The organism is Chryseobacterium paludis (assembly GCF_025403485.1).
Classification (GTDB): Bacteria; Bacteroidota; Bacteroidia; order Flavobacteriales; family Weeksellaceae; genus Chryseobacterium; species Chryseobacterium paludis.
Genome location: NZ_CP099966.1, coordinates 2,773,840 through 2,798,329, shown reverse-complemented (window position 1 = coordinate 2,798,329; position 24,490 = coordinate 2,773,840). Strand labels below are relative to the sequence as shown.

Annotated in this window: 29 protein-coding genes and 1 riboswitch; of the genes, 3 read left to right on the top strand and 26 right to left on the bottom strand. The window is 34.5% G+C overall.

What is annotated here, in order from left to right:
- Positions 1-298 precede the first annotated feature (298 nt).
- Complete coding sequence (locus NG806_RS12645) at positions 299-514, top strand: hypothetical protein (RefSeq protein ID WP_251040529.1); 216 nt, start codon at positions 299-301, stop codon at positions 512-514.
- Between the two features lie 61 nt (positions 515-575).
- Here NG806_RS12645 and NG806_RS12640 read toward each other — a convergent pair whose 3' ends face one another.
- The 5 genes from NG806_RS12640 to NG806_RS12620 form a co-directional block, all read right to left on the bottom strand.
- Positions 576-1,868 carry an MFS transporter gene (locus NG806_RS12640; RefSeq protein ID WP_214827926.1) on the bottom strand — a complete coding sequence of 431 codons (1,293 nt, stop codon included), beginning with the start codon at positions 1,866-1,868 and terminating at the stop codon, positions 576-578.
- Between the two features lie 21 nt (positions 1,869-1,889).
- The gene (locus tag NG806_RS12635; protein ID WP_261509920.1) at positions 1,890-3,302 is read right to left on the bottom strand and encodes a porin; all 1,413 of its coding nucleotides are present in this window, start codon (positions 3,300-3,302) and stop codon (positions 1,890-1,892) included.
- A gap of 101 nt (positions 3,303-3,403) precedes the next feature.
- The gene (locus tag NG806_RS12630) at positions 3,404-4,672 is read right to left on the bottom strand and encodes a sensor histidine kinase (protein WP_261509919.1); all 1,269 of its coding nucleotides are present in this window, start codon (positions 4,670-4,672) and stop codon (positions 3,404-3,406) included.
- Entirely contained in the window at positions 4,669-5,346 is a 678-nt protein-coding gene (locus NG806_RS12625) for a response regulator transcription factor (protein ID WP_214827935.1), read from the bottom strand. Before NG806_RS12625 ends, NG806_RS12630 begins: the two co-directional genes overlap by 4 nt.
- A gap of 99 nt (positions 5,347-5,445) precedes the next feature.
- Positions 5,446-6,198: a DUF3575 domain-containing protein gene (locus NG806_RS12620; RefSeq protein WP_261509918.1), complete on the bottom strand. Its 753-nt coding sequence runs from the start codon at positions 6,196-6,198 to the stop codon at positions 5,446-5,448.
- A gap of 205 nt (positions 6,199-6,403) precedes the next feature.
- Between NG806_RS12620 and NG806_RS12615 the strand changes: the two genes are divergently transcribed.
- Positions 6,404-8,491 carry an outer membrane beta-barrel protein gene (locus NG806_RS12615; RefSeq protein ID WP_261509917.1) on the top strand — a complete coding sequence of 696 codons (2,088 nt, stop codon included), beginning with the start codon at positions 6,404-6,406 and terminating at the stop codon, positions 8,489-8,491.
- Between the two features lie 75 nt (positions 8,492-8,566).
- Here NG806_RS12615 and ribB read toward each other — a convergent pair whose 3' ends face one another.
- From ribB to NG806_RS12520, 19 genes are all read right to left on the bottom strand, one after another.
- Positions 8,567-9,217: a 3,4-dihydroxy-2-butanone-4-phosphate synthase gene (ribB, locus tag NG806_RS12610; RefSeq protein ID WP_214827945.1), complete on the bottom strand. Its 651-nt coding sequence runs from the start codon at positions 9,215-9,217 to the stop codon at positions 8,567-8,569.
- Positions 9,218-9,308: 91 nt separating this feature from the next.
- Positions 9,309-9,434, bottom strand: a riboswitch (FMN riboswitch).
- A gap of 215 nt (positions 9,435-9,649) precedes the next feature.
- On the bottom strand, positions 9,650-10,429 hold the full coding sequence (locus tag NG806_RS12605; RefSeq protein WP_261509916.1) for an alpha/beta fold hydrolase: 780 nt from the start codon (positions 10,427-10,429) through the stop codon (positions 9,650-9,652).
- Between the two features lie 131 nt (positions 10,430-10,560).
- The gene (locus tag NG806_RS12600) at positions 10,561-11,346 is read right to left on the bottom strand and encodes a hypothetical protein (RefSeq protein WP_261509915.1); all 786 of its coding nucleotides are present in this window, start codon (positions 11,344-11,346) and stop codon (positions 10,561-10,563) included.
- A 153-nt stretch (positions 11,347-11,499) separates the two neighbouring features.
- Positions 11,500-12,120 (bottom strand): hypothetical protein, encoded by a 621-nt coding sequence (locus tag NG806_RS12595; RefSeq protein ID WP_214827952.1) that lies wholly within the window; start codon positions 12,118-12,120, stop codon positions 11,500-11,502.
- Positions 12,121-12,285: 165 nt separating this feature from the next.
- The gene (locus NG806_RS12590; protein WP_261509914.1) at positions 12,286-12,786 is read right to left on the bottom strand and encodes a DinB family protein; all 501 of its coding nucleotides are present in this window, start codon (positions 12,784-12,786) and stop codon (positions 12,286-12,288) included.
- A 142-nt stretch (positions 12,787-12,928) separates the two neighbouring features.
- Complete coding sequence (locus tag NG806_RS12585; RefSeq protein ID WP_261509913.1) at positions 12,929-13,774, bottom strand: sialate O-acetylesterase; 846 nt, start codon at positions 13,772-13,774, stop codon at positions 12,929-12,931.
- A 27-nt stretch (positions 13,775-13,801) separates the two neighbouring features.
- A complete protein-coding gene (locus NG806_RS12580; protein WP_261509912.1) occupies positions 13,802-14,383 on the bottom strand; it encodes a TetR/AcrR family transcriptional regulator in 582 nt (193 codons plus the stop codon).
- A gap of 189 nt (positions 14,384-14,572) precedes the next feature.
- Entirely contained in the window at positions 14,573-15,808 is a 1,236-nt protein-coding gene (locus NG806_RS12575) for an RNA polymerase sigma factor (protein ID WP_261509911.1), read from the bottom strand.
- 14 nt (positions 15,809-15,822) lie between these two features.
- Complete coding sequence (locus NG806_RS12570) at positions 15,823-16,170, bottom strand: YciI family protein (protein WP_214827964.1); 348 nt, start codon at positions 16,168-16,170, stop codon at positions 15,823-15,825.
- Between the two features lie 68 nt (positions 16,171-16,238).
- Positions 16,239-16,994, bottom strand: coding sequence for an SDR family oxidoreductase (locus NG806_RS12565; RefSeq protein ID WP_214827966.1), 756 nt, complete (start codon positions 16,992-16,994; stop codon positions 16,239-16,241).
- A gap of 95 nt (positions 16,995-17,089) precedes the next feature.
- Complete coding sequence (locus tag NG806_RS12560) at positions 17,090-17,443, bottom strand: DUF2200 domain-containing protein (RefSeq protein ID WP_261509910.1); 354 nt, start codon at positions 17,441-17,443, stop codon at positions 17,090-17,092.
- A 5-nt stretch (positions 17,444-17,448) separates the two neighbouring features.
- Entirely contained in the window at positions 17,449-17,994 is a 546-nt protein-coding gene (locus tag NG806_RS12555) for a dihydrofolate reductase family protein (protein WP_261509909.1), read from the bottom strand.
- A gap of 18 nt (positions 17,995-18,012) precedes the next feature.
- The gene (locus tag NG806_RS12550) at positions 18,013-18,591 is read right to left on the bottom strand and encodes a peroxiredoxin family protein (protein ID WP_261509908.1); all 579 of its coding nucleotides are present in this window, start codon (positions 18,589-18,591) and stop codon (positions 18,013-18,015) included.
- 90 nt (positions 18,592-18,681) lie between these two features.
- The gene (locus tag NG806_RS12545) at positions 18,682-19,344 is read right to left on the bottom strand and encodes a DUF2461 domain-containing protein (RefSeq protein ID WP_261509907.1); all 663 of its coding nucleotides are present in this window, start codon (positions 19,342-19,344) and stop codon (positions 18,682-18,684) included.
- A gap of 92 nt (positions 19,345-19,436) precedes the next feature.
- Positions 19,437-19,925, bottom strand: coding sequence for a GDYXXLXY domain-containing protein (locus NG806_RS12540; protein ID WP_261509906.1), 489 nt, complete (start codon positions 19,923-19,925; stop codon positions 19,437-19,439).
- Positions 19,912-20,985, bottom strand: a complete 1,074-nt coding sequence (locus tag NG806_RS12535) for a DUF4401 domain-containing protein (RefSeq protein WP_261509905.1) — start codon at positions 20,983-20,985, stop codon at positions 19,912-19,914. Before NG806_RS12535 ends, NG806_RS12540 begins: the two co-directional genes overlap by 14 nt.
- Complete coding sequence (locus tag NG806_RS12530) at positions 20,975-21,931, bottom strand: DUF2157 domain-containing protein (RefSeq protein WP_261509904.1); 957 nt, start codon at positions 21,929-21,931, stop codon at positions 20,975-20,977. Before NG806_RS12530 ends, NG806_RS12535 begins: the two co-directional genes overlap by 11 nt.
- A 157-nt stretch (positions 21,932-22,088) precedes the next feature.
- On the bottom strand, positions 22,089-22,616 hold the full coding sequence (locus NG806_RS12525) for a hypothetical protein (protein ID WP_261509902.1): 528 nt from the start codon (positions 22,614-22,616) through the stop codon (positions 22,089-22,091).
- 66 nt (positions 22,617-22,682) lie between these two features.
- Entirely contained in the window at positions 22,683-23,063 is a 381-nt protein-coding gene (locus NG806_RS12520; protein WP_261509901.1) for a nuclear transport factor 2 family protein, read from the bottom strand.
- 89 nt (positions 23,064-23,152) lie between these two features.
- Here NG806_RS12520 and NG806_RS12515 point away from each other — a divergent pair, with 89 nt between their 5' ends.
- Positions 23,153-23,560: a winged helix-turn-helix transcriptional regulator gene (locus tag NG806_RS12515; protein ID WP_261509900.1), complete on the top strand. Its 408-nt coding sequence runs from the start codon at positions 23,153-23,155 to the stop codon at positions 23,558-23,560.
- Between the two features lie 23 nt (positions 23,561-23,583).
- Here the strand turns inward: NG806_RS12515 and NG806_RS12510 are convergent, their stop codons facing one another.
- Both NG806_RS12510 and arr read right to left on the bottom strand, forming a co-directional pair.
- Entirely contained in the window at positions 23,584-23,961 is a 378-nt protein-coding gene (locus NG806_RS12510; protein ID WP_261509899.1) for a VOC family protein, read from the bottom strand.
- Between the two features lie 75 nt (positions 23,962-24,036).
- Complete coding sequence (arr, locus tag NG806_RS12505; protein WP_261509898.1) at positions 24,037-24,474, bottom strand: NAD(+)--rifampin ADP-ribosyltransferase; 438 nt, start codon at positions 24,472-24,474, stop codon at positions 24,037-24,039.
- Positions 24,475-24,490: the final 16 nt, after the last annotated feature.

Sequence of the window (24,490 nt, the reverse complement as noted above, 5' to 3'; positions counted from 1 at the left end):
TGCTTGGAAATGCCCTTGGATTCTGGAAATTTTAAAATCACATTTAATGAAGTAAAGTCAGGTTTTGGTTGTTAGTCCTCATTTCCTGTAAGTTAACTTCGGTTTTTTTAAAAATATTATGTAATCCCTATAATAATAGGTATAGTTTTTGCATCGTATAGGAATTAATAAAATTTTAGTGAAACCTAGTGTTTGTATTAGAAAATTCACTAAATTTAGTAAGAATTTATAATTGCCCCATGAAGATAGTGGGGGTGTTGTAAATAAAGTAGCCGTTTTTTTAATTAAATCCAAAAATATGATGAACAATATACAAGACGAATTTCAAGTTCTAAAAGACGAATTGAGAAAATTGAATATCGAAGTACAAAAAGTAGTAAAAGTAGGAAATGGAAGCATGGACTTTCATGAAGTATTTTATAAGTCTCCCAAATATGAGGAGGTGAAAACAATCTATGTGCAGCGTCACAATTTAGATGATCTTATCGTCAAATTCAGACAAGCTTATAGCTAAAATAAAAATAAAAGACGCGCCACAGAATTTCTGTGGCGCGTCTTATTAATGGGATATGTATTTAATCCTTATTTAATGTTGATGTTTCTTTGGTGTCTTTCATTCGGGCATATACGACCAATGAAAAGAATATACACGCTGTGATATACCAATAAAAGTAAGACTCCATATTAGATTGTTTAAGCCAAAGAGCAATATATTCTGCCGTTCCTCCAAAAATAGCGACTGTTAAAGCGTAAGGTAGACCAACGCCAAGTGCCCGTACTTCGGATGGGAAAAGTTCTGCCTTTACTACAGCATTAATCGAAGTATAACCACTTACTATAATTAAAGCGATCATAATTAAAAAGAATGCACCCCACATGGAAGTTGTTGTACTCAAGGCAGTAAGCAGGGGTACAGTACAAAGGGTTCCTAGAATTCCAAATCCTAAAAGCAATGGTCTTCTTCCAATCCTGTCTGATAAGCCACCAAAAACCGGTTGGAGGCATGCGAAAATAAATAAGGAGATAAAAGAGATCAGTGTAGATTGTTCTTTTGTGAGATGAACGGTATTCACAAGGAATTTCTGCATATAGGTAGTGTAGGTATAGAAAGCTAATGTTCCTCCTAAAGTTAACCCTACAACAGTAAGAAGAGCTTTGGGATGTTTAAGAAGCTCAGTAATAGTTCCTTTTTTCTTATCGCTTACTTCCTTTTTATTTTCAAAAGCTTCCGTTTCATGAAGGTTAGCCCGTAAATATAAAGCGATAATCGATAGGGCTGCTCCGATGATAAAAGGTATCCTCCAACCCCAATCTTCCAACTGTGCCTCCGTTAAAAGCAATTTTTGTAAAACCAACTGAATTCCCAGTGCAATCAGCTGACCACCAATAAGCGTTACGTATTGAAAGCTTGAATAAAAGCCCCGTCTGTCTTCGGTGGCCATCTCACTGAGGTACGTTGCTGAAACTCCATATTCTCCACCTACACTTAACCCTTGCAATAATCTAGCAATTAAAAGTAAGATGGGTGCCAAAATACCTATGGTTTCATAGGTCGGGGTAAGGGCAATAAGCAAAGAACCAAATGACATCAGTAAAACGGAAAGGGTCATTGCTTTTTTTCTTCCGATCTTATCAGCAATACTTCCAAAAAGCCATCCTCCAATAGGACGCATTAGAAATCCTACTGCAAATATCCCTGCAGTATTCATCAGTTGAGCATTAAGATCCGAATCCGGGAAAAATGAATTGGAAAAATAAATGGCAAAGGCTGCATAGGCATACCAATCATACCATTCTACAAGATTTCCAATGGAACCACCAACGATGGCTTTGATCCTTTGGGCGGTTGTAATTTGAGTCGTATTCATAGGGGTAATATATTAAATTTTTTAAAGTATAATTTGCAAAGACAATAAGAATTCTCCTTTTCTGTCAAAAATTGTTTTCGATGTCAGATCATATAGTGGTCTGCTGCTGTATTGCGCAACTATTCTTGCATTCTGACCATATAAATAGAAATTGGCACCCACATCATAATAGCTTCCGCTTTGGTTAAGCGCTTTCATATCTTTCAATGCATAGTTAAAGAAGGGCTGTACTTTCAGGATCTTACTGAATTTAGGAAGAACAAAACCCACTTGGGAAAACCAGATATTTCCTGTTCCCATCAAAACTCTGTTATTTCCTGCTCCTTCTAATGCCTTTTGTCCTGTAAATTGTGGATCTGGAGTACCTGGATTCAGAAGCCCGCTTACCCTTAAATAATTCGGACCGTAGTTGTAATTATAATAAACAGAATATAAGGTTAATCCCATTTCCTTATTCTTATTTCCTAATGGAAGTTCTGAATAAACATCTGCGCCAAAAACATTGGCATCATGAGATTCAAAAACATTTTCTGAAGGTTGAGATTGAGTGGCATCCTTAGTGGTATAAAAGCCTGCTCCAAAGTTTAATACTTTTTTAGCTGCAAGATTATTTCCGGGAAGAAAAGAGGTTACGGTAGTTTCTTTATTAAAAAACTGATAAAATACATATCCTGAATAAGACAATTTCCCACTTTGATTATTATCTACAGCAGGTCCTCCAATAGCAGGTTTTAAATTAGTTGCAAAAGGTTTGTTCACACTAAATCTATAATTTAATCTATCAAATTCTCCATGAACGAAAATACCAAATTGTCTTGAAAACTGATCGGCAATTTCTATAGCAGGAAAATTAAAAACCGGAATATCACCAGCCAGCATTTTCGTAGTACTTGCATTGGTTAATCTGCTGACACCATTCCATGAGTGAAGTCCTGCTCCCAGATACAAATTGTTTTTATTGGGCTTTCCAGTCTGAAAATCATTTCTCGGAATAATGGCCAATTCATTATAAGCATCGTGAAAAAAGAATGGGGCTTTTTTTCCGGCACCATTATTTCCAGTACCCGTTCCACCTCCCGAAATAAAAGACTGATTGTTGATTCCCATTTGTAAAAAGATAGAATAAAACGGTGTCAGTTGACTTTGAATCGTTAATCTCATTCTTCGGATTCCGGCATCATAGGTTTGTTCTTGAGGAACCCCATTCACTAAAGTTCCAGGGTTATTATCAATACTACGTAGCCAAATCTGACTCGAAATACCAAATTTCAGCCATTTGTCTCCTTTTGAATTCAGATTGATTTTAAGCTCGCCGATATCCAAAGGATCTTTTTCAGGCACAATTTCTTCAGGGTTCTTATCGACTTTAAGAGTATCCTGGCTATAGGTATATTGTATAGCAGCTAAACCTAAAATAATGAGAAGTTTTTTCATTGATGCTTTATTTGCACCTAAACAATAGATAAATTCTGAAGAATTTCTGAAGTTTTAATCAAAATTCAATATTTGTTGTTATGTTTTTGAAATTCAGTCGTTTATTTTGTGAAATTGACTTTTAATATGTGCTGATTGTTTTCAAAATGATAAGAGATTTCAGAATCATAAATCTCCAAAATCTTCTTCACGAGCGCTAGACCGATACCAATCGAGTTTTGATCTGGATTTCCACGCTTGAATCTTTTGAACAATTCTTCAGTAGGAATAGTAGGCGGATTTCCTGTATTTGAAATCTGAAAATAGCTTTCTGTAAGTGTTACAGCGATCTTTCCATTTTCAATATTGTGTCTTTTAGCATTATTGATGAGATTATTGATAACGATGATGGCTAAGTTTTCATCAAAATTAAGATAAACTTCTTTCTGGATTTCTTTCTTCAGTGTAAGATTCTGAATTTCGAATAAGTCTTCAAAATAATAAAGCCTTTCAGTAAGCAGTTCTGAAAAATTAATATGATGTGAATCATTTTTTTCAAAATGCTCCAGCTTGGCTAAAAGAATAAGGGATTGATTAATGGAAGAAAGTCTATCCAGCTCATCATTCATTGAAGAAAGCGTAAGGAGTTGTTTTTCGGAAAGATCACTATCCATCAATAATTCTATCTTCCCTTTAATAGAGGCCAAAGGGGTTTGTAATTCATGAGAAGTATTTTCTGAAAGTTCCTCTAATAAGTGATAATCTTTTTTTGAACTCTCAGACATTTTAAGTAGAAAGGTATTTAGTGATTTAAATTCTTCCGTCTGTGTTTTCATTAAGCTCATAGAACGATTGTCTTTCAGACTGAACTTTTTGATCTCATCTATAGCATGGTAAAAAGGTTCAAGAATTTTTTTAGAAACCAGAACTCCTACAATAATGGTCAGAATAATAAGAAAGACCATAATCCATGCAACAACCATAATGATGCTTATGAGGAAATGATTTTCTATGATGGTAATATATCGGACACTTGTTATTGCATATCTTTTTTGATGAATTACTGGATAGGTGATCACCGTAATTTTGTTGATATAAGATTGTACGCTCTTATTCCAGATGTATTTTTCTTCAATAATCTTTTCTTTGGTATTCTTATAATTTGCGGGAAGGATTTTAACCTGAGTCTGCCGATGGTGAGAATTAAGATAATCATAAGCAGAGTCTTGCTCCAGTTTTTTGGCGACATAAACATTCAGATCTTCAAGCTTTAGAATGGCAGAACGCATAGTAGCTCTTTCAAAGGCAAAATATAGAATTGTAAATCCCGTCGTAAGGACGAAAAATACCAAGATGGTAAATGCTCTTGCAAAACGAAAACTTAAATTCATTTGTCAATCCATTTATAACCCAATCCATAAACGGTCTGTAAATAATCTTTACCACCACCATCAATAATCTTTTTCCGAAGGTTCTTTAAATGCTGATATACAAAGTCTATATTATCAACACTATAGGTGTAATCTCCCCAAAGGTGGCTGGCAATGGCTTGCTTGGAAAGCATCCTGTTTTGGTTGTTGATGAAGTAGATCAGTAGATTTAGTTCTTTTTTTGTCAGATTCAGCAATTGGTCATTGACTCTACATTCCTTGGATTCCAGGTCGATTGTAAATTCATTGAAACTGAGAATACGATGGGCTTCCGGGGTTTTTCTTCTGAGAACGGCCTTTATTCGGGAATGTAATTCAGGTAGTGAGAATGGTTTTGTAATATAATCGTCAGCTCCATCATCCAAGCCTGTAAGTTTTGTATCTAAGGAGTTTTTTGCTGAAACAATGATAACACTTGATTCCGGCGCATCATTTTTAATATGTTTAAGAATTTCCAATCCATTTCCGTCGGGAAGCATAAGATCCAAAAGGATACAATCATACTCAAAAAGCTCAATTTTTTCTAAAGCTTCTTTTGCATTGGTAGCCACTTCACAGACGTAATCTTCTTTTTTAAGATAGTCTGTAATGTTGGTAGCCAGATCTTTATGGTCTTCGATGATAAGGATTTTCATGTGAAAATATTAATCAAAATACATTATTGCGGGCTTAAAGATATAAAAAAACCATTCTAAAAAATGAGAATGGTTTCTTAGGGGGTCATTTTCATATTGTTAGAACCGATATCCCAAAGATAGTCCACTTCTAAAACCAGCCCAAGGCCCATCCACTTTTATTCTAGCTCCGTTGGCATTGGTTTCAACGGTATATTTTACGAAAGGAATATCAAGGTTTTCGATCTCTTTTTTAAGCTGCTGCTGCATTTCAGGGGTAAGTAAAAAATCACTGCTAAGGCTAAAGTCACCTTTTCCACTGCCGTAGTGTGCTCCGGCAATCCAGAGATCTAAAACTAAATTCTGGCTTCGGGTGAGAAAAAACTGAACCCCAACCATCAATCCACCACTGTTACCGTTAGTACTTCCGGTTCCTTGCAATGGAATCTGATAAGTAACTCCATTAAAAGGTTTAAAATCATAATAGAAATCAAAAGTATTGGAACTTACTTTAGAATATCTGTAATAAGGAGCAACATAAAAGCCTTTTCCGTAGCCTGCTCCGAGATAGAAACGAGGCTCTACGGTGAAATTGGTAGCCTTAACTCGCAGATTTTGGAAACGGTCTTCATCTTTGTCTTTTAGAAATGCATTAATGAAAGGAACTTTTCCTTCAGGCATTGTCCCAAATCCAACATTAATAGAAAACCATTGATTAATAGCTCTTTCATAAGATAAATTAATATTTCTGACGGCGTATGCAGTTACATTGGTTTTAATAATGTTCATTTTGTTCGACGGAGATTCACTGATTTCCTGGCCATAAACTTTCAAAATAAGGAAAGAAAAGAAGAGTAAAAGACCTTTTTTCATGACTTTAAATTTTCATTAAATATTAGGCGATGGTGTTCGTAAAAGTTGAAGCAAAAAACGGGCAAGAATTAATCAAAAAGCAAAATTGAGTAAAAATAAGCTCTTCATTTTAAGTTTTATAAGCTTTTAATAGAAGTTAGGATTCGATTACTATGTAATGAATTTCTGATCCTGCTTGTTCTATTTATATTATTCCAATTCTGATATGAAAAAGACCATAGGTGCTGTGTTTTTTCTTTGTGGGGTTTTTGTGTTTTCGCAAGAGGCCGTAACAAATGATACTATCGATAAAACGAAAACCGCCGAAATCCAGGAGGTAATTATTAAATCTCAGCGTAAAAAACAATTTGCCGATAAGGCTGTTTATACCTTTGATAAAGATGCTTTAGACAAAGCCCGCTATGCAAAAGATCTCCTGCAGACATTACCGGAGCTGCAACTCGACCCTATTGAAAATAAGCTTAAAAGCACCAAAGGTGGAACCTCTTTATTTCTCATCAATGGAATTGAGGCCACGGATATGCAGATCCGAAGTGTGGCACCAAGTGAAGTGGTAAAAGTAGAATACTATGATATTCCACCAGCAAGATGGGCAACAAGAGCAGATACGGTGATTAATATCATTACCCGGTCTAACGAGACGGGATATGTTTTTGGAGCCGATGCCAGAACAGCCTTGAATACCGGGTTTGTGAACGGATCAGCCTATGCCAATTTTACCAAAGGTAAAAATAACTTCGGGTTAGAATATTCTATTAATTTAAGAGATTATAATAACAGAAAAGTACATAGTATCTACGACTACCAGCTGGATAATACTCATTATCTTTCAGATGAAAATAAAAAAGATCATTTTGGATATACCGATCAAAATATTGCTTTGAGATACACCCGCATGGTTCCCGATAATTATTCATTTCAGGCAAAATTGAATATGGATATTCTTAATAGTTTCGTTAAAGGCAATGGAGAAAGTTCTTTTTCAAAAGATAATTTAATGGAGGATCATACGATGATGAAAAGAGGTTCTACAGATTATGTGACCCCAACGCTTGATCTTTATTTCTCCAAAAACCTGAGTAAAAAAGATGAATTAAGTGTGAATCTTGTAGGTTCCCACTTTACAACCGATACATCCGAATTTACAAAAGAATGGGTTACTAATACTGGGAATCCTGTTTTTGACAATGATATGAACCTTAACACTAAACAAACCGGTTTGGTTGGAGAAATTGCCCACACGCATGACTTTGAAGCAGGAAAACTTTCTTCAGGTTATCGTATTTCCAACACATCAATCTCGAATGATCTCCAAAACCTTGCAGGTTTCTCACAGTATAAGGTGAATTATTTAGAACAGTATTTTTATACAGAATTTTCAGGTAAGATTAAAAAATTCTCATATCGAATCGGAGCAGGGCTTACCAATATTCATAATAAAAGTGCCGAAACTACATTTGATGAGTGGTCTGTTACACCTAAAATCATTTTAGGATATCAGCTGAAAGGAAATCAGAGTCTGCGTTTGACCAGTAGTTATAAACCAAGAAGTCCATGGAGTGCTGCATTAAGTAGTAATGTCGTTCAGATGGCACCCAATATTGTGCAAAAAGGAAATCCATTTCTTAAATCACAGTTGACATGGGGAAATAACCTGATTTATTCATTAAATAATAAGCATTTTGATTTCAATGCCAATTTATTTTATTCGGATACGCGCCGTACCATTAATCAGTTTTATGTATTAGATGACACTTTTGGAGGTTATGCTCTTACCTATGAGAATGCAAAAAATTCGAAACAGTATGGGATACAGCTTACGGGTTCCTATAAACCTTTTGGAAACAACCTTCTCGTGATCAAAGCGATGGTTGCTCCTTCATCAGAAACGGTAAGAACCAGCAAAGGAGCATTGATCAAAAACAATTATATAGCCAATAACCTGGAGCTGTCTTCAGAGTATAAGTCATTCTCAATACAGTATCAGTTGAATATTCCTGTTTATATGCTTAGTGGAGCGTTTCTTAATTCAAACGAAAACCAGAATCACATTTTTGTCAGTTATAAACATAAAGACTGGACATTTTCTACGGGAATGTACTGGATAGGAATGCCTTCGGAATATAAAACAAAAAGCCTTCCTGAAAGTTTGGTTAACTATTCAAAGGTTGGTCAGATCATGAACAATAAATCGATGTTTGTTCTGGGATTAAGCTATGATTTTTCTAGGGGTAAGAAAACGGATCTTGAGAAAAAACTGAATAATTCAACCGCTCCTGCAGCGACTTTCTAATGATCATTCTATTTACAATAAAAATCTCCCATGACAAAGTCGTGGGAGATTTTCTGTGCGTTAAATTATTCTGGTTTAGTTCTGGCTGATCATCATTTTACGATATGAATAAATATCCTCAATGGTCACCACACTCATTTCTCTTTTTGTCGCAAACTCTACAATTTCCGGAAGTCTGGCCATAGAACCATCTTCGTTAGTGAGTTCACAAAGTACAGCATCGTCACCAAGGTTAGCCATTTTTACTAAATCTACACTGCCTTCAGTGTGACCTCTTCTTTCGAAAACACCATCTTTTTTAGCAATTAAAGGAAAGACATGCCCCGGACTTGCAATGTGATCTGCTAAAGCATTTTCTGCCACAGCAGTTCTGATCGTTGTCACACGGTCTTTTGCTGAAACGCCGGATTCAACACCTTCTTTAGCTTCAATAGAAATGGTAAATGCGGTTTGATTTTTACTGTTGTTGGCTTCCACCATCGGACGGAGATTTAGATGTTTGCTTTTCTCTTCAGAAATACACAAGCAAACGATGCCGCTGCATTCGCGGATCAAAAGTGCCATATCCTGTTCTGTAATGGTGGAGGCAGGAAAGATAATGTCGCCTTCGTTTTCACGATTTTCATCGTCTACTAAAAGGATTCCTTTACCTTGTTGTAATTTTAAAAGTGCATTTTCTACACGTTCTCTGGAGGAAACTCCGAATTTTTCTAATAATTTTTCCATGTTATTTTACTTTAAAAAGTTAAAATACACTTCGGTACATGGAAATGAAATACAACACAATAAGTCCATAAGGTAGCCTTATTGATCGTTTCATTTTCTTCTCCCATCCAGACTTTAACTGTCGGTTTTGGAATTTCACCAAATCAGTCCTTTAATAAAAAAGGAGTCGCGGACTGTAACCGCCGGTAGGGAATTACACCCTGCCCCGAAGAAAACTTATACTAAGTTTTACTGTATGTTTGTTTAATTGTTCTTTAGTTCATTGATTTTGTATTTAACGCACAGACTGCTAATTTCGGGAAGTTTTTGAAATGGAGAAAATATTTTTCATGCTTTTTATCAATGTACCTTAAAGAATTTAGAATAGATTTAAAAATAAAAACCGCTCTAAGAATTGGAACGGTTTATTTGGTTTTATTGAAACGGACGTTTTTAAATCAGGTGCTTTATGACATCCTCAAGGATTATATTAAACTCATCCGGCTTTTCAAGCATAGGGTAGTGACCAACCCCTGCCATATTTATATAATCAAAATCTTTAAAATACTTTCTGTTCGACTCTGTATTGGTTGGTGATCCATCAGAATTAATAGCCCTTACAGGAATCTGAATTTGTTTTGCAACGTTTCTGAAGTCCCTTTTGTATAATGGTTTAAGAAGATTGATAGCCATCTCTGGCGTGTTTTGTAGAAACTCCGTTTGTAATCTATCCTTTACTGTACCTGGAGTCGATTCAACAAAAAGATATTGCGGAAGAATATTTTCAACTGCGTTCTTATAATCATTTCGATAGTGTACAAATAAAAATTCTTCGGCCATCTCCTCATTAAAGTATTCATCAAGATCTTTCAGCGTATCCACTAAAATAAGTGCTTTTACTGCAGGAATTTTCAAAGAAGCATCAAGAACATATGCACCCGACATCGAATGCCCTACAAGAATAATATCTTGTGAATCGATCTGATCGGCTACTGCTTTGATATCATCAGCATACTGTTCACTCGTCCAGTTTTGCCTTGATTTGTCTGACTTTCCATGTCCGGCCAGGTCAATTTGTATGATATTGAATTGATTCTTCAAATAATCTACTTGAGTGATCCACCAATCCACATTGCCCAACCATCCATGGACAAAAATAATTGAAATATTTCCTTTACCTGATTCTCTGTAATGAATTTTCTGACCGTCCGAAGATGTTGCGTATTTTTCCATTGGTATAAGTAAAATGGTTGTATTATTTTCTAAGAATATAAATTTGGGAATTTTTTTTCTAATATGGGTCATGTATTTTTGAAATAATCTATACTTTAATTGCCAAATTTCAAACTTAATTATCTCAATGTCTATTTCTTCTCAATAACTACGTTTTTCAATTCAAAAGGTATTTTTCTCACTGACTTTTCATTTTCTATCATCAGTTCAATTCTGACATTACCCAGTTCGGAAGGAGTGATATCACGTTTTAATTTGATTAGAATATAATTAATTCTTGTCTTCTTATCTCTCATGGTGAAGGTGTGGTATCCGGGGGCAGGATTATCATTAAAGAAATAAACTAATTTTTGTTTATTATTATATCTGTAGGCATATATAAAATCAAAATCTTTGAAATTAATTTTTTTGTATTCTTTCTCATCACCCTCTTTATATTCGAAATCAGGAAAAACTTTTTTGATCTCTGTGGAATCAACAATACTGAAATGGAGGTATGGATTTTTATCTGTAATTTTCCTATCAATGAGATTTACATTTCGCTTGATATCTTTAAGGGTACCCAAATCAAAGTAAGTATTGGTTTCCTTAGAAGGTGTAAAATAGTTAAATACACCCTTTATATCAGCGGTTTTAATTTTTTTATCCGGGATGTAAAAACGTCTTACTTTGGTGATGCCATTGTTATAGTTGTAATTTAGCGGATATTCCCAATTCTCTTTTAGGATATTGTTCTTAGTATCACTGATAATTAAGGTATCCAGATCAATTAAATCAAATTTACTGACTGGTTTGTCTATTTCTATTCCGATCTCAATAAAATCATCATACTGGGACGCGTGAGAAAGCGAAATTTTATTCTGGGAGAAATAAAGAGTATATATAAAAGTGAAAGTAAGGAGTAGGTTTTTTTTCATTTTGTGCGGGGACAGATAGTGATGTATATTATATTCAAATATACATATTTGATTGGTGCTTAATGAAAAACTGTCCTGAAAATCAGAACAGTTTTATATTGATATTAGTGAAATTCTTATTGAGATAATTCTCCAGAGTTAAAGTTCAACGGTTTATTCTTCGAGGAATGGGGGAATTTCAGTGGGTATACCAAGATCATTAAGTTCTTTTCGTACCAGGTTTAATTCATTAACAATCGTTGTTTTTATGTAACTTTCCCCGTACATGGCCTGGATATCTACAAAAGTTTCACTTCTCCTGTGCCCACCGGTTTTCCATCTAATTGAAGTGGGAGCAGTTGAATCGGGCTGCCATATTGGGCCTCCTTTCCAGTCGCCATTTGTTGTGCGCTTCAGGGTATTGACCAAGAGATAGAAACCGGGTTGGACGGTTAGCGTTCTATAGCTGCTGTTGCCTGGTTTATTCCAATCTGTTTTGTAGTAATGACAAATAGTTTTTCTGTATTCCTCTCTGCGGACTTTCATAAAAGCCTGAAATGTTTTGGCTATTTCCTTCTGTAAATTAGCAGTTCTTTCTTCGTAGGTGCTTCCTGCATTTGGATCTGAACTGTTCATATAATACTGATGTGCTGTACGAACCTGGCTCGTTATCTTTCCTTTTATAATGGCATCGAATAAACTTACTGAATGCTCACAACTTCTTGGTGGATCTTGGGCCTGAATAAGATTAATGGAGACTAGCAAGATAAAAAATGTTTTAAATAGTGTTTTCATGGTCGTTTGTTTTATTAATTTATATACCAAATTTACCCTGCCCATGATTATGAATCAATTACTCTTTTGTGTACTTTTTAATTTGTTCAGAAAATAAAAAACCATCCTAAATTTTAGAATGGTTAGTTTGAAGTTAGTCTTTATTGGAATAAATAATTTCACTTATTACTGATCTTTATAAATATTCCAGAAATTGTAGTCGGTCATCGGTGCATCTGTAATTCCGACATTTCTCCCCATGGTTACGATTTGTCCCCTGTGATAAGTTCCATGAATGATGGCATGCTGGATGTATTCATATTTGGAGAAATCACACTGAAACCACTGAGATTCTATTTTTACATTTTTGGTTAAATCTTCTTCTGACAGGCTTTCCACATACTTCACCAGCATTTCGGAATTGTTTTTAATGGCACTGAAAATTTCTTCCTTAGTATTTACTGCTGAAGTTTTAGCAAAATCAAAATCACCGTTTTCAGCAATGTGACTCCACCAGTATTGCTGAGTTTGCCAGATGTGATGTAATGTTTTTAAAATGGTTGGAAAGCTTGAGATCGTTTCCTGATTAAGCTGTTCATCCGATTTGGTAGAAAGCCAGTCAATGTATTTATTAACGACCCAATTGTTGTACTGAACACTTTTAGTGACTAATGTTTTTAAGCTCATAATTATTTTATTTTTTGATGTTGTTTTTGATATTATTTCAAAATAAAAATAAATAAAATATGAATTGAGTTTGTATAAAATAAAACCCGATCTGAAAAAAGAGCGGATTTTATTATTTCTTATGATTAGTAAGATCTATTGATCAAGCAAGTTTTGCTAATTGGGATTGAAATTCCTCAACCTCTATAGCTCCCATTGCTAATTGAAATTGGAGCAATTCATGCTTTTCATTTTTCGTCAGTGGACGGTTATTGATCATTTCTATAATTTGATCTTCATCTGGTAATCTTCCCAGAATATGATTTTTTTGCTCGAAAGCTCTAAAATACCTGATTCCAAATTTTCTTTGAGAAATAGCATCAAAATGAATGTTATCGGGATTGGCTGTTAAACCTTCTGCAGATACAAAGTAGGTGTGATCATGATCTTCTGCGAATTGAATTAAAGCTGCATTGATTTCATTATATTCATTAAAATACTGACCATAGATACCGTCTCGTAAAAAATCTCCCAATCCTCCAATGATCAGAGGGATATCCGGAGCATTAAGTTCTTTTCTCAGGGTTTCTATAATCAGACTTAATTTTTCTTTATAGAGCTGATGTTTTTGTCCATAGCTATCACTTTCTCCCTGATGCCAGAGAATTCCACTCAGGTTACTTATTTTTTGTGCAGCTTTTGCCTGAGAAACTGCATTTTGAAATAACGGACCTTCTACAGACCAATCTTCCAGGCTTGTACCTCCATCGGCGCATGGAATTAATGCAATATCATCTTCCTGATTATGAAATAATCGCCATGAAGAAGCAAAAGTAGCTGCCAGACTGATTCCTGAAGTAGATCGGTCAAAATTAATAGGTTCCGCCATCATCTGCCATCTTCCGTTTCTTAACATTTTTATCTTTTCGTCATGAATAGAAGGAACGTCTTTCATGAACCCCCGACCTGCCATATTGGATTGTCCGATCATTAAAAATGAATGTGTCATTGTGCGTATTGAATTATGATTCTTTTATTAATTTTTTAATGCTTTGCAAACCTTGTTGAAAGTTGACCATATTATTTCATCGGTTAAAACAAAAGGTAATCCGTTGATGTTCTTTCCCTGTTGATGAAAACGTAATAAGGTATATAATGGAGCAAAAGCAATTGACCAGTAAATTTCAAATGGCGTTTCTTCTATTTCTCCCCGTTGCACCGTATTGGAGATAAAATTTAAGAGATTGTTTTTGAATTCGCTCATAAACATCCCTGGTTTTTCATTAAACATTTGAACAAATTGCTGGCTGTAATGAGAATTGTTGATCTGCTCAAAGAAAGGAAGGAGTAGGGGATTTTTGATGGCATAATGATATCTATTCGTCCACTGTACACGCAGTCCTTCTTCAAGAGAAGAAGCCGGATCAAATCCTTCATTGATCAGTGTTTCCATTTTATTTCCTTCCTCAATAACCAGTTTAACGATGAGGTCATCTTTATCTTTATAATATACGTAAGGGGTACCTACAGATATATTGCATGCTTTCGCCAATTTGTTGATCGTAAAACCATCCAATCCATCTTTTACAATGATTTCAATAGCCTTTTGCTTAATCATATTTTCTTTGGTAGAATCCCGGTTACGCATATTTATTTTATTATCAGTTATTTATAATTAAATGAATATTCATTTAATTATAAATGCAAATGTATAGTATTTTAGAATATATTCAAAGAGCGTATGCGTTAAAAATCAAATAATGGGTTTTCAAAACTACTTAAGAGAACAAATATCTATTAGATGACGTTATTTTCTTTTCAAAGTATCAATATACCTTTTCAGGGTTTTCATAACGGATTGCGAATTAGAAAGTTTTATGGCCGATTCAAAATGTTGTATCGCTTTTAAATCATCAATACCGGTATAAAGATGTCCTAAAAGGGAATAATAAAAAGGATTGTCAATGAGTTCCAGCTTTTCGCCCTCAATAATTGCCGCAGCTTTTCCTCTCACCTTTGCAAAGGCAAAAGTTCGGTTGAGAGCAGCCATTGGAGAATATTCAACCTGTAAAAGCTGATTGTATAATTGCAGAATATTTTCCCATTTTTCATCTTGATCCTGTTTCTTTGTGTGCCAATAGGCGATGGCTGCTTCCAAATGAAATTTGGTTAAAGAATTTCCTGAAGCACTTTGGTTCAGGTGTTTAATCCCTTTATTAATCAATTCCAGATCCCATAAAGTGTCATCCTGTTCCCCGTATAAAATACTTTCACCCTTATCATTAATCCTCGCATTGAATCTTGAGGAATGAAAATACATGAGAGATAATAATGCGTGAGTAGATGGAGTATTGGTAAGCTTGTTTTTAAGAAGTAATAATGTTAACCTTATCGCTTCAAGACAGAGGTCTTTTCTTAGAATAGCATTTTGTGATGTTGAATAGTAGCCTTCTGAAAATAATAAATATAAAGTCGTAAGAACTGTTTCCAGGCTTGAATGAATCTGAACAACTGAAGGTTGTTCAATTTTTATTCCCTGGGCTTTTAGTTTCTCTTTTGCCCGTTTCAATCTTTTATAGATCACTTCTTTATTAACCAGAAAAGCATCGGCAATTTCCTGGGTTCCGAATCCACAAAGTAAGTTTAAGGCTAATGAAATTTGAGAATCTTTTGAAATAGAAGGATTACAGACTGTAAACATCATCGCCAACTGACTGTCAATAATATTTTTATCGGAAAGATCTATTTCAAATTCTTCCTGATCAGAAGTTGAATATTTGATTTCATCTGAGATTTTTTGTTGAAACAAAGCATCTCTTTTGAAATAGTTCTTGGTTTTGTTTTTGGCAACAGTATAAAGCCAGGCAGTAGGGTTTTCCGGAATCCCATTAATACTCCAGGTTTCAGTAGCAGTAAGAAAAGTGTCACTTACAATATCCTCTGCAATTTCAATATGATTGATACCAAATACAGAACAGAGCACCGAAACAATTTTCCGGTACTCTGTTCTGAATAAATTGGGTATTAATGAATGTTCCTGCATTAAATTTTAATAATTTATTGCGCTGGTGGAATTGCCATCCTAACTTCTACACTGGCTCCCCATTGAAGGATAGGACAGCCTTTTGCTATTTCTACCGCTTCATCATAATCATTAGCTCTGATGATGAACATCCCGCCAATAGATTCTTTGATTTCTGCATAAGGTCCATTAATAACAGTGTCGTTTTTTACCACTCTTCCGCCAAGGTCCCATCTTTTGGGTGGAGAAACGAGTTTATTCTGAGCGGCAATACTTCCTAACCAGTCTTGAAAAGGTTGAATAGAAGCCTGCATTTGCTCTGGTGAAGGACTTGCGTCTTTATTAATAATATCCCGGTGTATGGCGATTAAAAACTCATTCATGATGTTGTAATTTTAAATAAAATGTATTTTACTTTATAAATTTAATAATAAAAAATCCTGCTTGGATCTTATCTCTGATTTTCAGGATTTGAAATCCATTCTTCATAACGGATACTTCCTAATTTTGCATCGTTATTGGGCACTAAAGTGCTGTCATTTAATGGAGCTCCGAAATAAGTAGCCTCCGGATTTGTTACTACTTCATCCTGATTCTTCATGATCGATGTGTATTTTCTTACCAAATCATCCAGTTTTATTTTTTCAGGACCTCCGATTTCTACGGTATTATTTTTAGGAGGATTAATGGTAACTTCAGTCATTGATTTTACCACATCATCTGAAGCGATAGGCTGGATTAATGCTGGAGAAACTAAAATCTTGTGATCAACTGTACTGGAATGAACGATACCACCAACAAATTCGAAAAATTGAGTAGAGTGAACGATCGTGTAAGGAATTCCAGACTCTTTAATAAGATCTTCCTGAACCTGTTTTGCTCTGAAATATCCACTTTCCTGTAGACGGTCTGTCCCTACTACCGATAAAGCGATGTGATGCTTTACACCTGCTTTTTTTTCTGCTGCAATTAAGTTTTCACCTGATGTTTTGAAGAATTTCATGACATCATCGTCTGCAAAAGAAGGAGAGTTGGCAACGTCTACCACGACATCTACATTTTCCAAAGCTTTGTCAAGGCCTTCTCCTGTTAAGGTATTGACTCCTGAATTGGGAGATGCCGCTAAAACTTCATGACCTAAATTTTTAAGACTACTAACAAGTTTGCTACCGATAAGGCCGGTACCGCCAATTACTGTGATTTTCATTATGTATAATTTTATGGGTTTATACTCTAATGACAATCGAGTTTTCGAAATTGGACAAAAGATGGAGAAAAATTATTTAGAAATTTAAAAATATTTTATCGTCTCAGAATTTTATCCATGGATTTTCCCTTCGCCAATTCATCAATTAACTTATCCAGATAACGAATTTTTCTCATCAGCTCATCTTCAATTTCTTCAACGCGATAGCCACAAATAACGCCTTTTATTAAGGAAACATTAGGGTTTATCTGAGGAGCCTGTTCAAAGAAATCTCTAAAGTTGGTTTTGTTATTTAGTATTTCCTGAAGATCTTTTTCATTATAACCAGTCAGCCAGAAAATAATTTCATGAACTTCTTCTTTTGTACGTCCTTTTTTTTCTGCTTTTTGAATATAGTGAGGATAAACTCCTGCAAAAGACATATTATAAACTCTGTCGTTATTTTGCATACATTTTATTTTACAGGTTCATAAATAAGCTGTACTACTCCGGATTTGAAGACATTGGTTGTCATGAGTTTTAAATGTAATCTTTCGTTCAGATCTTCAAATAAAGGTTTCCCACTTCCTAAGACAATAGGATGAACAGATATTCTGTAGACATCAATCAAATTATGCTGAATAAAAGTTTTAATAAGACTGGCACCACCATACAGCCAAATATCTTTTCCGCCTTGATTTTTTATCTCTGAAACTTTTGTTTCAATATCCGTATTAATAAAAATGGCATTTTTGTCTTCTCTGTCCTGACTGGAAAACACAAATTTATTTTTAGAATGAACGGCCTCCCAGAGTTTCTGTTCTTCTGGAGTTGCATTTTCACCAGCCTGATAATTTCCCCAGGCATCATAACTCACTCTCCCGTAAAAAATAGTATCTATACTTGAAAGAAAACCATCGAAATCCATATCATCATCCATAATACACCAATCGATTTCACCGTTCGGTCCCTCGATGAATCCGTCTAAAGTAGTCGCCAGATCTAATATTACTTTTTTCATTTTTAAAGATAAAATTAATTATTTTACAGCAGATCTTATGCTGTCCAGCTTTCGTTCGATTTCTGAATTGTTTCCACCACCACAAGAAGAATGGATCACCTTTCCATTGGTGTCGATGAGTATTTTTGCCGGACTGCAAAACAGGTTGTAGTTTAATTTTTCGGATTTACTATATGACTTGGTATTGTCAATCTGTTCAAACAAAATATCTGACTGGCTCAGATAATCTTTTAGTTCTTTTTCATTTTCTATAAATCCTTCTACAATACCAATAAAATTGGCCTCGTTTTTAAATTCTTTATACAGCGCATTAAACTCTTCTGGCATATCATAAGATGCACTCTTTTTTAGATAAGATTTATCGTAAACAAAAATGACCAGATTTTTACCCTTATAATTTTGTGAATTAAAAACACTTCCATTAATTGTTTTAGCCGAAAAATATTTGGGCTTTGCATTAAGAAAGAAGTCAATCTGATTTTTTTTCAATTCTTTTGCCTCCTTTTGGAATTCTTTAAAAATTCTTTCTTTTTTTTCCTTTTCGCTTTCACAGGAAAGTATAGATAAAATCACAAAAAGGGCTAAAATTTTTTTCATGCTGGTTATATTAGAATTTTAAATGAGAGTAAATATAACAAAAAAGACTTTCTAAAAACAGGAAGGCTTTGATAACAGGTGAGCTGACTTTTAAAATAAAGGTTCTCCGTTTAAATCCACTGTAAGAACTTCACTCATATAATTAAAAAAAGGCCGCATGGCTAATAAGGTCAGAATGGCTTCTTTCTGGAAATCACCAGACAGAATCTCCTTATCCGTGAATTTTCGCATCACAACATATTGCTTTTTTCTGATGAGATCAATGGCAGGATGATTTTTATCAAAACCTCTTGGATCCGTTTTTACGGCATCACCTTTGATTTCTCCGAAATATTTTATAAAAGTTTCATCAGACATTATCTTTTCAATTTCTGTTGTATTGAGTTCAAATTCTTTGCGGATACGGAGGAGATCTTTAGCCTCAGGACCCCAGAATCCACCTCCCACGAAGCTGTTATTGGGTTCCAGGTTAATATAATACCCGCCTCTTAACATAGGTTTTGAACGGGAATATCCAACTCCGAAATTAGTTTTATAAGGCGTAGATTGATCTTTAGAAAAACGAACGTCTCTGTAAATCCTGAAAATATGGATGCCTTTTAAATTATCATACTGCTGTAGCTCACTATAGATCTCATTAAAAAAGACTTTGTTTTCTTTTACAACTAAATCATATTCATGCTTATGTTCACTAAACCATTCGCGATTGTTATTTTCATTGATTTTTTTAAGAAATTCAAGTGCCTTTTTCATGATGTTATATAAATGCTGGAAATTAAAAGTTTAAGTAGGTTTCTTGATCTGTAGTCAGATCATATATTTTGTAATCTTGTGTGATAACGTTTTTATTTTATGTTTTTTAGTTGCCCGTTATAAAGTCCCACTAACACGCTGTTGCCATTTTCATCGATTTTCACACCACCATATTTGGCATTTTCATATTTTTCGGCTTGTCCTTCCTGGAAAAAGAAAGATTCTGCTCCAATATTGATGGTCCACTGTTCAGGTGAAGAATATTTAATAAGATATTCACCATTATTCAGTGGTGTTGTCTCTTTTTGAAGCCTTACTCTATCTGCGACTCCATTCTTATCAAGACGAACAACGCAATATCCTCTTTTAGGAATATGATCCAGATTTATATTTTGTGCTATATGATACCTTAAACTCATGTAATCACCCTGCATTAAAGAACGGGGATCAACCGGAGCAAGCTGTAAAAGAACCAACTTTCCGTCTTTTAGGACGGCTTCCTTTTTAGATACTGAAAAATTAAAATAGATCAGTAAGACGATGAGGTTTAGTGCTATAATAATCCATTTATACTTTTTCATTTGATGTCAGTTTTTTGTGAGTTAATAGATAAAGACCCAGAAATAAAACACCTGACGAAAATAAAAATATAGATTTGGTAAGCAGTGTAAAATGAAGGTCGTAATAATATTGTGAAATAAAGCAAATGAAGGCAATAATGCCAATAACAAAACTGGTTTTATAGTTGACCAGAAAACTTAGAAGAATAATTAAAAGAGCACCCGATACCCCTGGAGATAATAGGGTAGATAGCAATATGACCGTGCTTACAATATATATTCCAGCCTTTTGTTTCGTTTGTGAAATATTCAATACTTCAAAAAGGTAGGAAAGTGCATATAGTATGGTCAGGATAATCACTGCCGATGATATCCAAAGGTAGTTTATTGATATATCGGGAATGTCACTTTTATTAAGAAGAACCAATCCTCCAAGGAATGAAAAAATCAGTCCTATACGAACAGGGTTGTATAATTTTGAAAATGCTGGATGGATAGAAATTATTTTTGCCTCTTTCAGGAACACAACAGTTACCATGATGGCAAGAACACAAGTGTACATCTGAATACCAAAAAAATTGTTATTGAATAGGAGTAGTGCTAAAATAGATCCATTAATGATCAATACCGAAATAAAGGAAATAATATAACTCCGAACGATCAGTAATGATGCAATGGCTATCAGAATAAACAGAAAGCACACCGTATTTTCGCTCGCTTCCATTTTAAACATACCTACACCTAAAAGAATAAACCCAATGATATAAGACGAGACACTGATGGTATCAATAATTAATTTATCAAAGAACTTATTAATGAAGACACCTCCAATAATAGCCACTACTCCAAATGCTAATAATCCTGAATCTGAATCATATATCCCCGTAATAAACAACGCTCCCAGAAAAACAAGACCTGCTGAAATTCCACCAAAAATGGATAGGATTTTTATGGCTAAAGACTGATGATCTTCTTTTTTCTGATATGCGGTTAAAATAGCTTCTTCATCAAATTTCAATTCTTTATCATCCATTGTTTGGAAATAATCCAATACTTCTTTTATCTCTTCTTTATTTCTCATTGGTCCATTTTTTTTGAAGTTTAAGCAGACTCATAATAACCAAAGTAACACTTACAATGATAAATATGCCGACAATTAAAAACATGATCATTTCATCTGATATTTTAAATAATAAGGTGGTAATGATAATGATAAGGCTCAATGGAATGATTGAAAGATAAAATGTATTTTTCGAACGTATTCCGTGCCATATTCCAAGGGCAAAAACCAGTATAACAGCTGAAATCAAAAGGGGAAATAAAGGTGGATTATCATCCAAGATTCCAAAAACAATTCCCATCGTCGCGAAGGTAACCGATCCTAAAGCCAGAATGTAGGTAAACCACTTCGGAATATTTTCAATCTTTTTATAGTGATCCAATAGAACGGATGCAATAAGTATTGCTGTATTAAACAAAAACAATGATGTAATAACAAGGATTTCAGGCAGATCTTTGGCAACCTGCTCTGTATATAAAAAAAATGTGGTGTTGATTAAAACAATATACAGCAGCCATAACGGAGCAAAATTGGAAACAATAACCCATAGCGTTATAAATAAGGTCCAGGCTAAAAAGAAGTCATAGGCATCGGCACCTGTCTGATAAATCTGTCCGAATACGGCAAATAGAGCCCCTACCAAAAATGAAGAACCCGTAAGAATAATATTTTTGGTTCCACTTTTTATCTTTGGAAGTAAGACCATAATGGTCGTTGCTACAATGAGTACTTCGATCAATCCAAGTTTTACAAATTTATTCAGATCCGCCCAGTTATAGGCAAAAAAGAAAATGATCCCTGCTGTCGTAAAACCAATACCGAGAGTGATCAGGAAAAGGCGGAAGAATTTTTGCCATGTTTCTTTATCATTGTAAACGTTTTCTTTTAAGGCTCTTTCAATGCCCTGTTCGGTCACATTACTGTGGCGGCTGATAATTTGGATATCTTCCCGTTGCAGGTTTTTCATGGATGTTTTTTTAATTGAACCTTATACAAAAGATTTATTTCGTCAGGAGTCAATAGAACGAAACTACAAAAAAATTAAGAGGAATTGAAATTGTGATTTTATGAGTGTAGTAAGGCAAGAGAGAGGAAAGGTACTTTGGAAAATGAAAACTTATTCTTCATTTTTCTCTTTCGACATCCTTTCGTTCGTACAGTTTTGTTTTTTCAAGTCCATAATTATTGACTCTAATAGTAGGAGCATCGAGGTGCCAATCTGGAAGATGATCAGACAATTCATTGGTTAATTTTTTCATTCCTGGGGTTTCACTATTCAATTCATAATGTTTTTTATCGGTAATTATTTCTAAGCCTGTTTGTCTGCTACTACCCGGAACTGGAATACTAAATGAATGTACTGAAACAATTTCATCCCACTTGATAAGTTCCAATGGGTTCTTATTTTTGTGGTAAAATCCGTCATTTATATATTGAAATTCCCCATCAAACTTCTCTAATCTATCGGCCTCTTTTTCAACAGAAGCATAAACCTCTTTATCATCAGGAGCATATACTTTAGCAATTGAAAAACAAAGCGCAACAAAGCAAGAAAAAGTAATGAAGTAAGATATTCCTACACTGTCGAAAGCAGGATAGTAAATAAAAGTCAACACCAAAACTATACAGCTGATTGTAATTATTATCTTCATTAAAAAATTAAGTCATTTGCTAAAGCTAAGCAATTCTACCGTTTCGTTCCACCCAATAATCGAAAGTTATGGTTTCAGATTGGCCATAAAAGTCAGGGTGTCAAAATAAAGGGTTAAAGATTGCAGTTTGCCATTTTTTACGGTCCAATTTTCTGAGACATTCCCATTAATTTTAAAACCATTTGGGAACTGAAAGTCATAGTTACCAATAACACTTGCTTTATCCCCCTCAATTATCATTTCCTTTACGCTCATTGCTTCAAAGCGCTGAGAAAATCGCTTTATGATTTCAATATAGGCTTGCTTTCCAACGATAGGGGTTGTGTTGTTCATATCACCGCCAATATATTCAAAGTCATCGGCTATCATGCTTTCCCAGTTTGCTTTTTCAGCAAAACCTTTGTAGTAAATTTCAAGAAGTTGTCTTGTTGTTGCTTGATTTTCCATTTTATTAAAATTTTGTGGTTATATTTGTTGTTGCATTATGCAAGTACAAATATATAAAAGTTATTGCATTATGCAATAAGATATTTTTTATGGATAAACATAGGTCGGATTGCCCAATTAGTTGTTCTCTTGATGTTTTCGGAGATAAATGGTCACTTTTAATAATTAGAGATATTATGCTGAGAGGTAAAATGTCTTACAGTGAATTTTTAAATTCAGAAGAGCGGATTGCATCCAATATACTTGTTAACAGGCTGGGGATTCTGGAGTCTGAGAAAATTTTGCTTAAAGAAGTATCACCACTTAACAAGTCAAAATTTATATATAGCTTAACAAAGAAGGGAGTTGATCTGCTGCCTATTGTCATTGAGATAATGGATTGGGGGGCAAAGTACAATGCTAATTGTCCACGGAAAGAATTGGGGAAAAAAATCAAAAAAGACAAAGCCGGAGCTATTCAGGAGTTGACCAAGGTATTAAAAGCGAAGGTCAAATAGTTCCAGAATAGAATAAGCCTTTATTATTGTTTTCTACTCTTTAGCTGAAAGACATTTCCTTCAGGATCTGTTCCATCACATAACCAGAAATCATAATTCTCAAATGTTTTGATTTCCCGCATCAGAATATTTTTTGATATAAATTCGCTCCTTGTCGATTCTATATCAAGATCGATTTCAAAAACTAATTTGGTGTTGTTGTCGAACTTGTAATCTTCATCTATTTCTTTAAGAAATTGCTCTCCAATTTTATGAAAGCCAATATTGATTGCTCCCGCATTCAGCAATACCCAGATAGGATCTTCTTCAGTCACTTTCAGGTTAAAGTTGTCAACATAAAAGTTTTTAAGTAATTCAACGTTTCTAACATACAATATTATCGTGCCCAATGTTGCCTTCATTGATTCTTTTTAATGAACGTAAATATAACAAAAAACCATTCTGAAAAGGCAGAATGGCTATCGTATTTTAATGAGTTAATTTATAATTTCAGCATTAGGGTTCTCTCGTATCTTCACGATATTTTCCCGCCATCTTTGGAGCTCTTCATCTGTCAGTTTGATCCAGTCTGTCAATTCGCCTACAATTTTTAAAGGTTCTTTACTGCGATAAGATCGGGTAGGATTTCCAGGGAATTTTTTGTCTGTTACATTAGGATCATTTTCAAAAGCTCCTGTAGGTTCTACAATGTATATGCGCTCCTGACCATCACCCTGTGCCAAAGCAGCAGCAAGTCCGGCGCCATTTCTTAAAGCGGTAAAATAGATGTGGTTCATGATTATTTCAGGATAATAATTGGATCCGAATCCGGCAGTCAGCAAATCTCCGATCTGTAGATCTGCCTTCGTTCCGTGATAAAATGGTCCATTGTCTAAAACATCACTAGTAAACGGTTCATTTTTGTTATTTTCCATTGTGTTAATATATAAG

What these genes read in the sequence shown, in the direction of transcription:
- NG806_RS12645 (WP_251040529.1), top strand. Translation starts at nt 299, where the DNA reads ATGATGAACAATATACAAGACGAATTTCAAGTTCTAAAAGACGAATTG.
- NG806_RS12510 (WP_261509899.1), bottom strand. Translation starts at nt 23,961, where the DNA reads ATGAAGGCAACATTGGGCACGATAATATTGTATGTTAGAAACGTTGAA.
- NG806_RS12580 (WP_261509912.1), bottom strand. Translation starts at nt 14,383, where the DNA reads ATGATTAAGCAAAAGGCTATTGAAATCATTGTAAAAGATGGATTGGAT.
- NG806_RS12590 (WP_261509914.1), bottom strand. Translation starts at nt 12,786, where the DNA reads ATGAGCTTAAAAACATTAGTCACTAAAAGTGTTCAGTACAACAATTGG.
- NG806_RS12615 (WP_261509917.1), top strand. Translation starts at nt 6,404, where the DNA reads ATGAAAAAGACCATAGGTGCTGTGTTTTTTCTTTGTGGGGTTTTTGTG.
- NG806_RS12545 (WP_261509907.1), bottom strand. Translation starts at nt 19,344, where the DNA reads ATGAAAAAGGCACTTGAATTTCTTAAAAAAATCAATGAAAATAACAAT.
- NG806_RS12535 (WP_261509905.1), bottom strand. Translation starts at nt 20,985, where the DNA reads ATGAGAAATAAAGAAGAGATAAAAGAAGTATTGGATTATTTCCAAACA.
- NG806_RS12525 (WP_261509902.1), bottom strand. Translation starts at nt 22,616, where the DNA reads ATGAAGATAATAATTACAATCAGCTGTATAGTTTTGGTGTTGACTTTT.
- NG806_RS12625 (WP_214827935.1), bottom strand. Translation starts at nt 5,346, where the DNA reads ATGAAAATCCTTATCATCGAAGACCATAAAGATCTGGCTACCAACATT.
- NG806_RS12620 (WP_261509918.1), bottom strand. Translation starts at nt 6,198, where the DNA reads ATGAAAAAAGGTCTTTTACTCTTCTTTTCTTTCCTTATTTTGAAAGTT.
- NG806_RS12520 (WP_261509901.1), bottom strand. Translation starts at nt 23,063, where the DNA reads ATGGAAAATCAAGCAACAACAAGACAACTTCTTGAAATTTACTACAAA.
- NG806_RS12530 (WP_261509904.1), bottom strand. Translation starts at nt 21,931, where the DNA reads ATGAAAAACCTGCAACGGGAAGATATCCAAATTATCAGCCGCCACAGT.
- NG806_RS12555 (WP_261509909.1), bottom strand. Translation starts at nt 17,994, where the DNA reads ATGAAAAAAGTAATATTAGATCTGGCGACTACTTTAGACGGATTCATC.
- NG806_RS12565 (WP_214827966.1), bottom strand. Translation starts at nt 16,994, where the DNA reads ATGAAAATCACAGTAATTGGCGGTACCGGCCTTATCGGTAGCAAACTT.
- NG806_RS12575 (WP_261509911.1), bottom strand. Translation starts at nt 15,808, where the DNA reads ATGCAGGAACATTCATTAATACCCAATTTATTCAGAACAGAGTACCGG.
- NG806_RS12600 (WP_261509915.1), bottom strand. Translation starts at nt 11,346, where the DNA reads ATGAAAAAAAACCTACTCCTTACTTTCACTTTTATATATACTCTTTAT.
- NG806_RS12515 (WP_261509900.1), top strand. Translation starts at nt 23,153, where the DNA reads ATGGATAAACATAGGTCGGATTGCCCAATTAGTTGTTCTCTTGATGTT.
- NG806_RS12605 (WP_261509916.1), bottom strand. Translation starts at nt 10,429, where the DNA reads ATGGAAAAATACGCAACATCTTCGGACGGTCAGAAAATTCATTACAGA.
- NG806_RS12550 (WP_261509908.1), bottom strand. Translation starts at nt 18,591, where the DNA reads ATGAAAAAAATTTTAGCCCTTTTTGTGATTTTATCTATACTTTCCTGT.
- NG806_RS12640 (WP_214827926.1), bottom strand. Translation starts at nt 1,868, where the DNA reads ATGAATACGACTCAAATTACAACCGCCCAAAGGATCAAAGCCATCGTT.
- NG806_RS12595 (WP_214827952.1), bottom strand. Translation starts at nt 12,120, where the DNA reads ATGAAAACACTATTTAAAACATTTTTTATCTTGCTAGTCTCCATTAAT.
- ribB (WP_214827945.1), bottom strand. Translation starts at nt 9,217, where the DNA reads ATGGAAAAATTATTAGAAAAATTCGGAGTTTCCTCCAGAGAACGTGTA.
- NG806_RS12540 (WP_261509906.1), bottom strand. Translation starts at nt 19,925, where the DNA reads ATGAAAAAGTATAAATGGATTATTATAGCACTAAACCTCATCGTCTTA.
- NG806_RS12570 (WP_214827964.1), bottom strand. Translation starts at nt 16,170, where the DNA reads ATGAATGAGTTTTTAATCGCCATACACCGGGATATTATTAATAAAGAC.
- arr (WP_261509898.1), bottom strand. Translation starts at nt 24,474, where the DNA reads ATGGAAAATAACAAAAATGAACCGTTTACTAGTGATGTTTTAGACAAT.
- NG806_RS12560 (WP_261509910.1), bottom strand. Translation starts at nt 17,443, where the DNA reads ATGCAAAATAACGACAGAGTTTATAATATGTCTTTTGCAGGAGTTTAT.
- NG806_RS12585 (WP_261509913.1), bottom strand. Translation starts at nt 13,774, where the DNA reads ATGACACATTCATTTTTAATGATCGGACAATCCAATATGGCAGGTCGG.
- NG806_RS12635 (WP_261509920.1), bottom strand. Translation starts at nt 3,302, where the DNA reads ATGAAAAAACTTCTCATTATTTTAGGTTTAGCTGCTATACAATATACC.
- NG806_RS12630 (WP_261509919.1), bottom strand. Translation starts at nt 4,672, where the DNA reads ATGAATTTAAGTTTTCGTTTTGCAAGAGCATTTACCATCTTGGTATTT.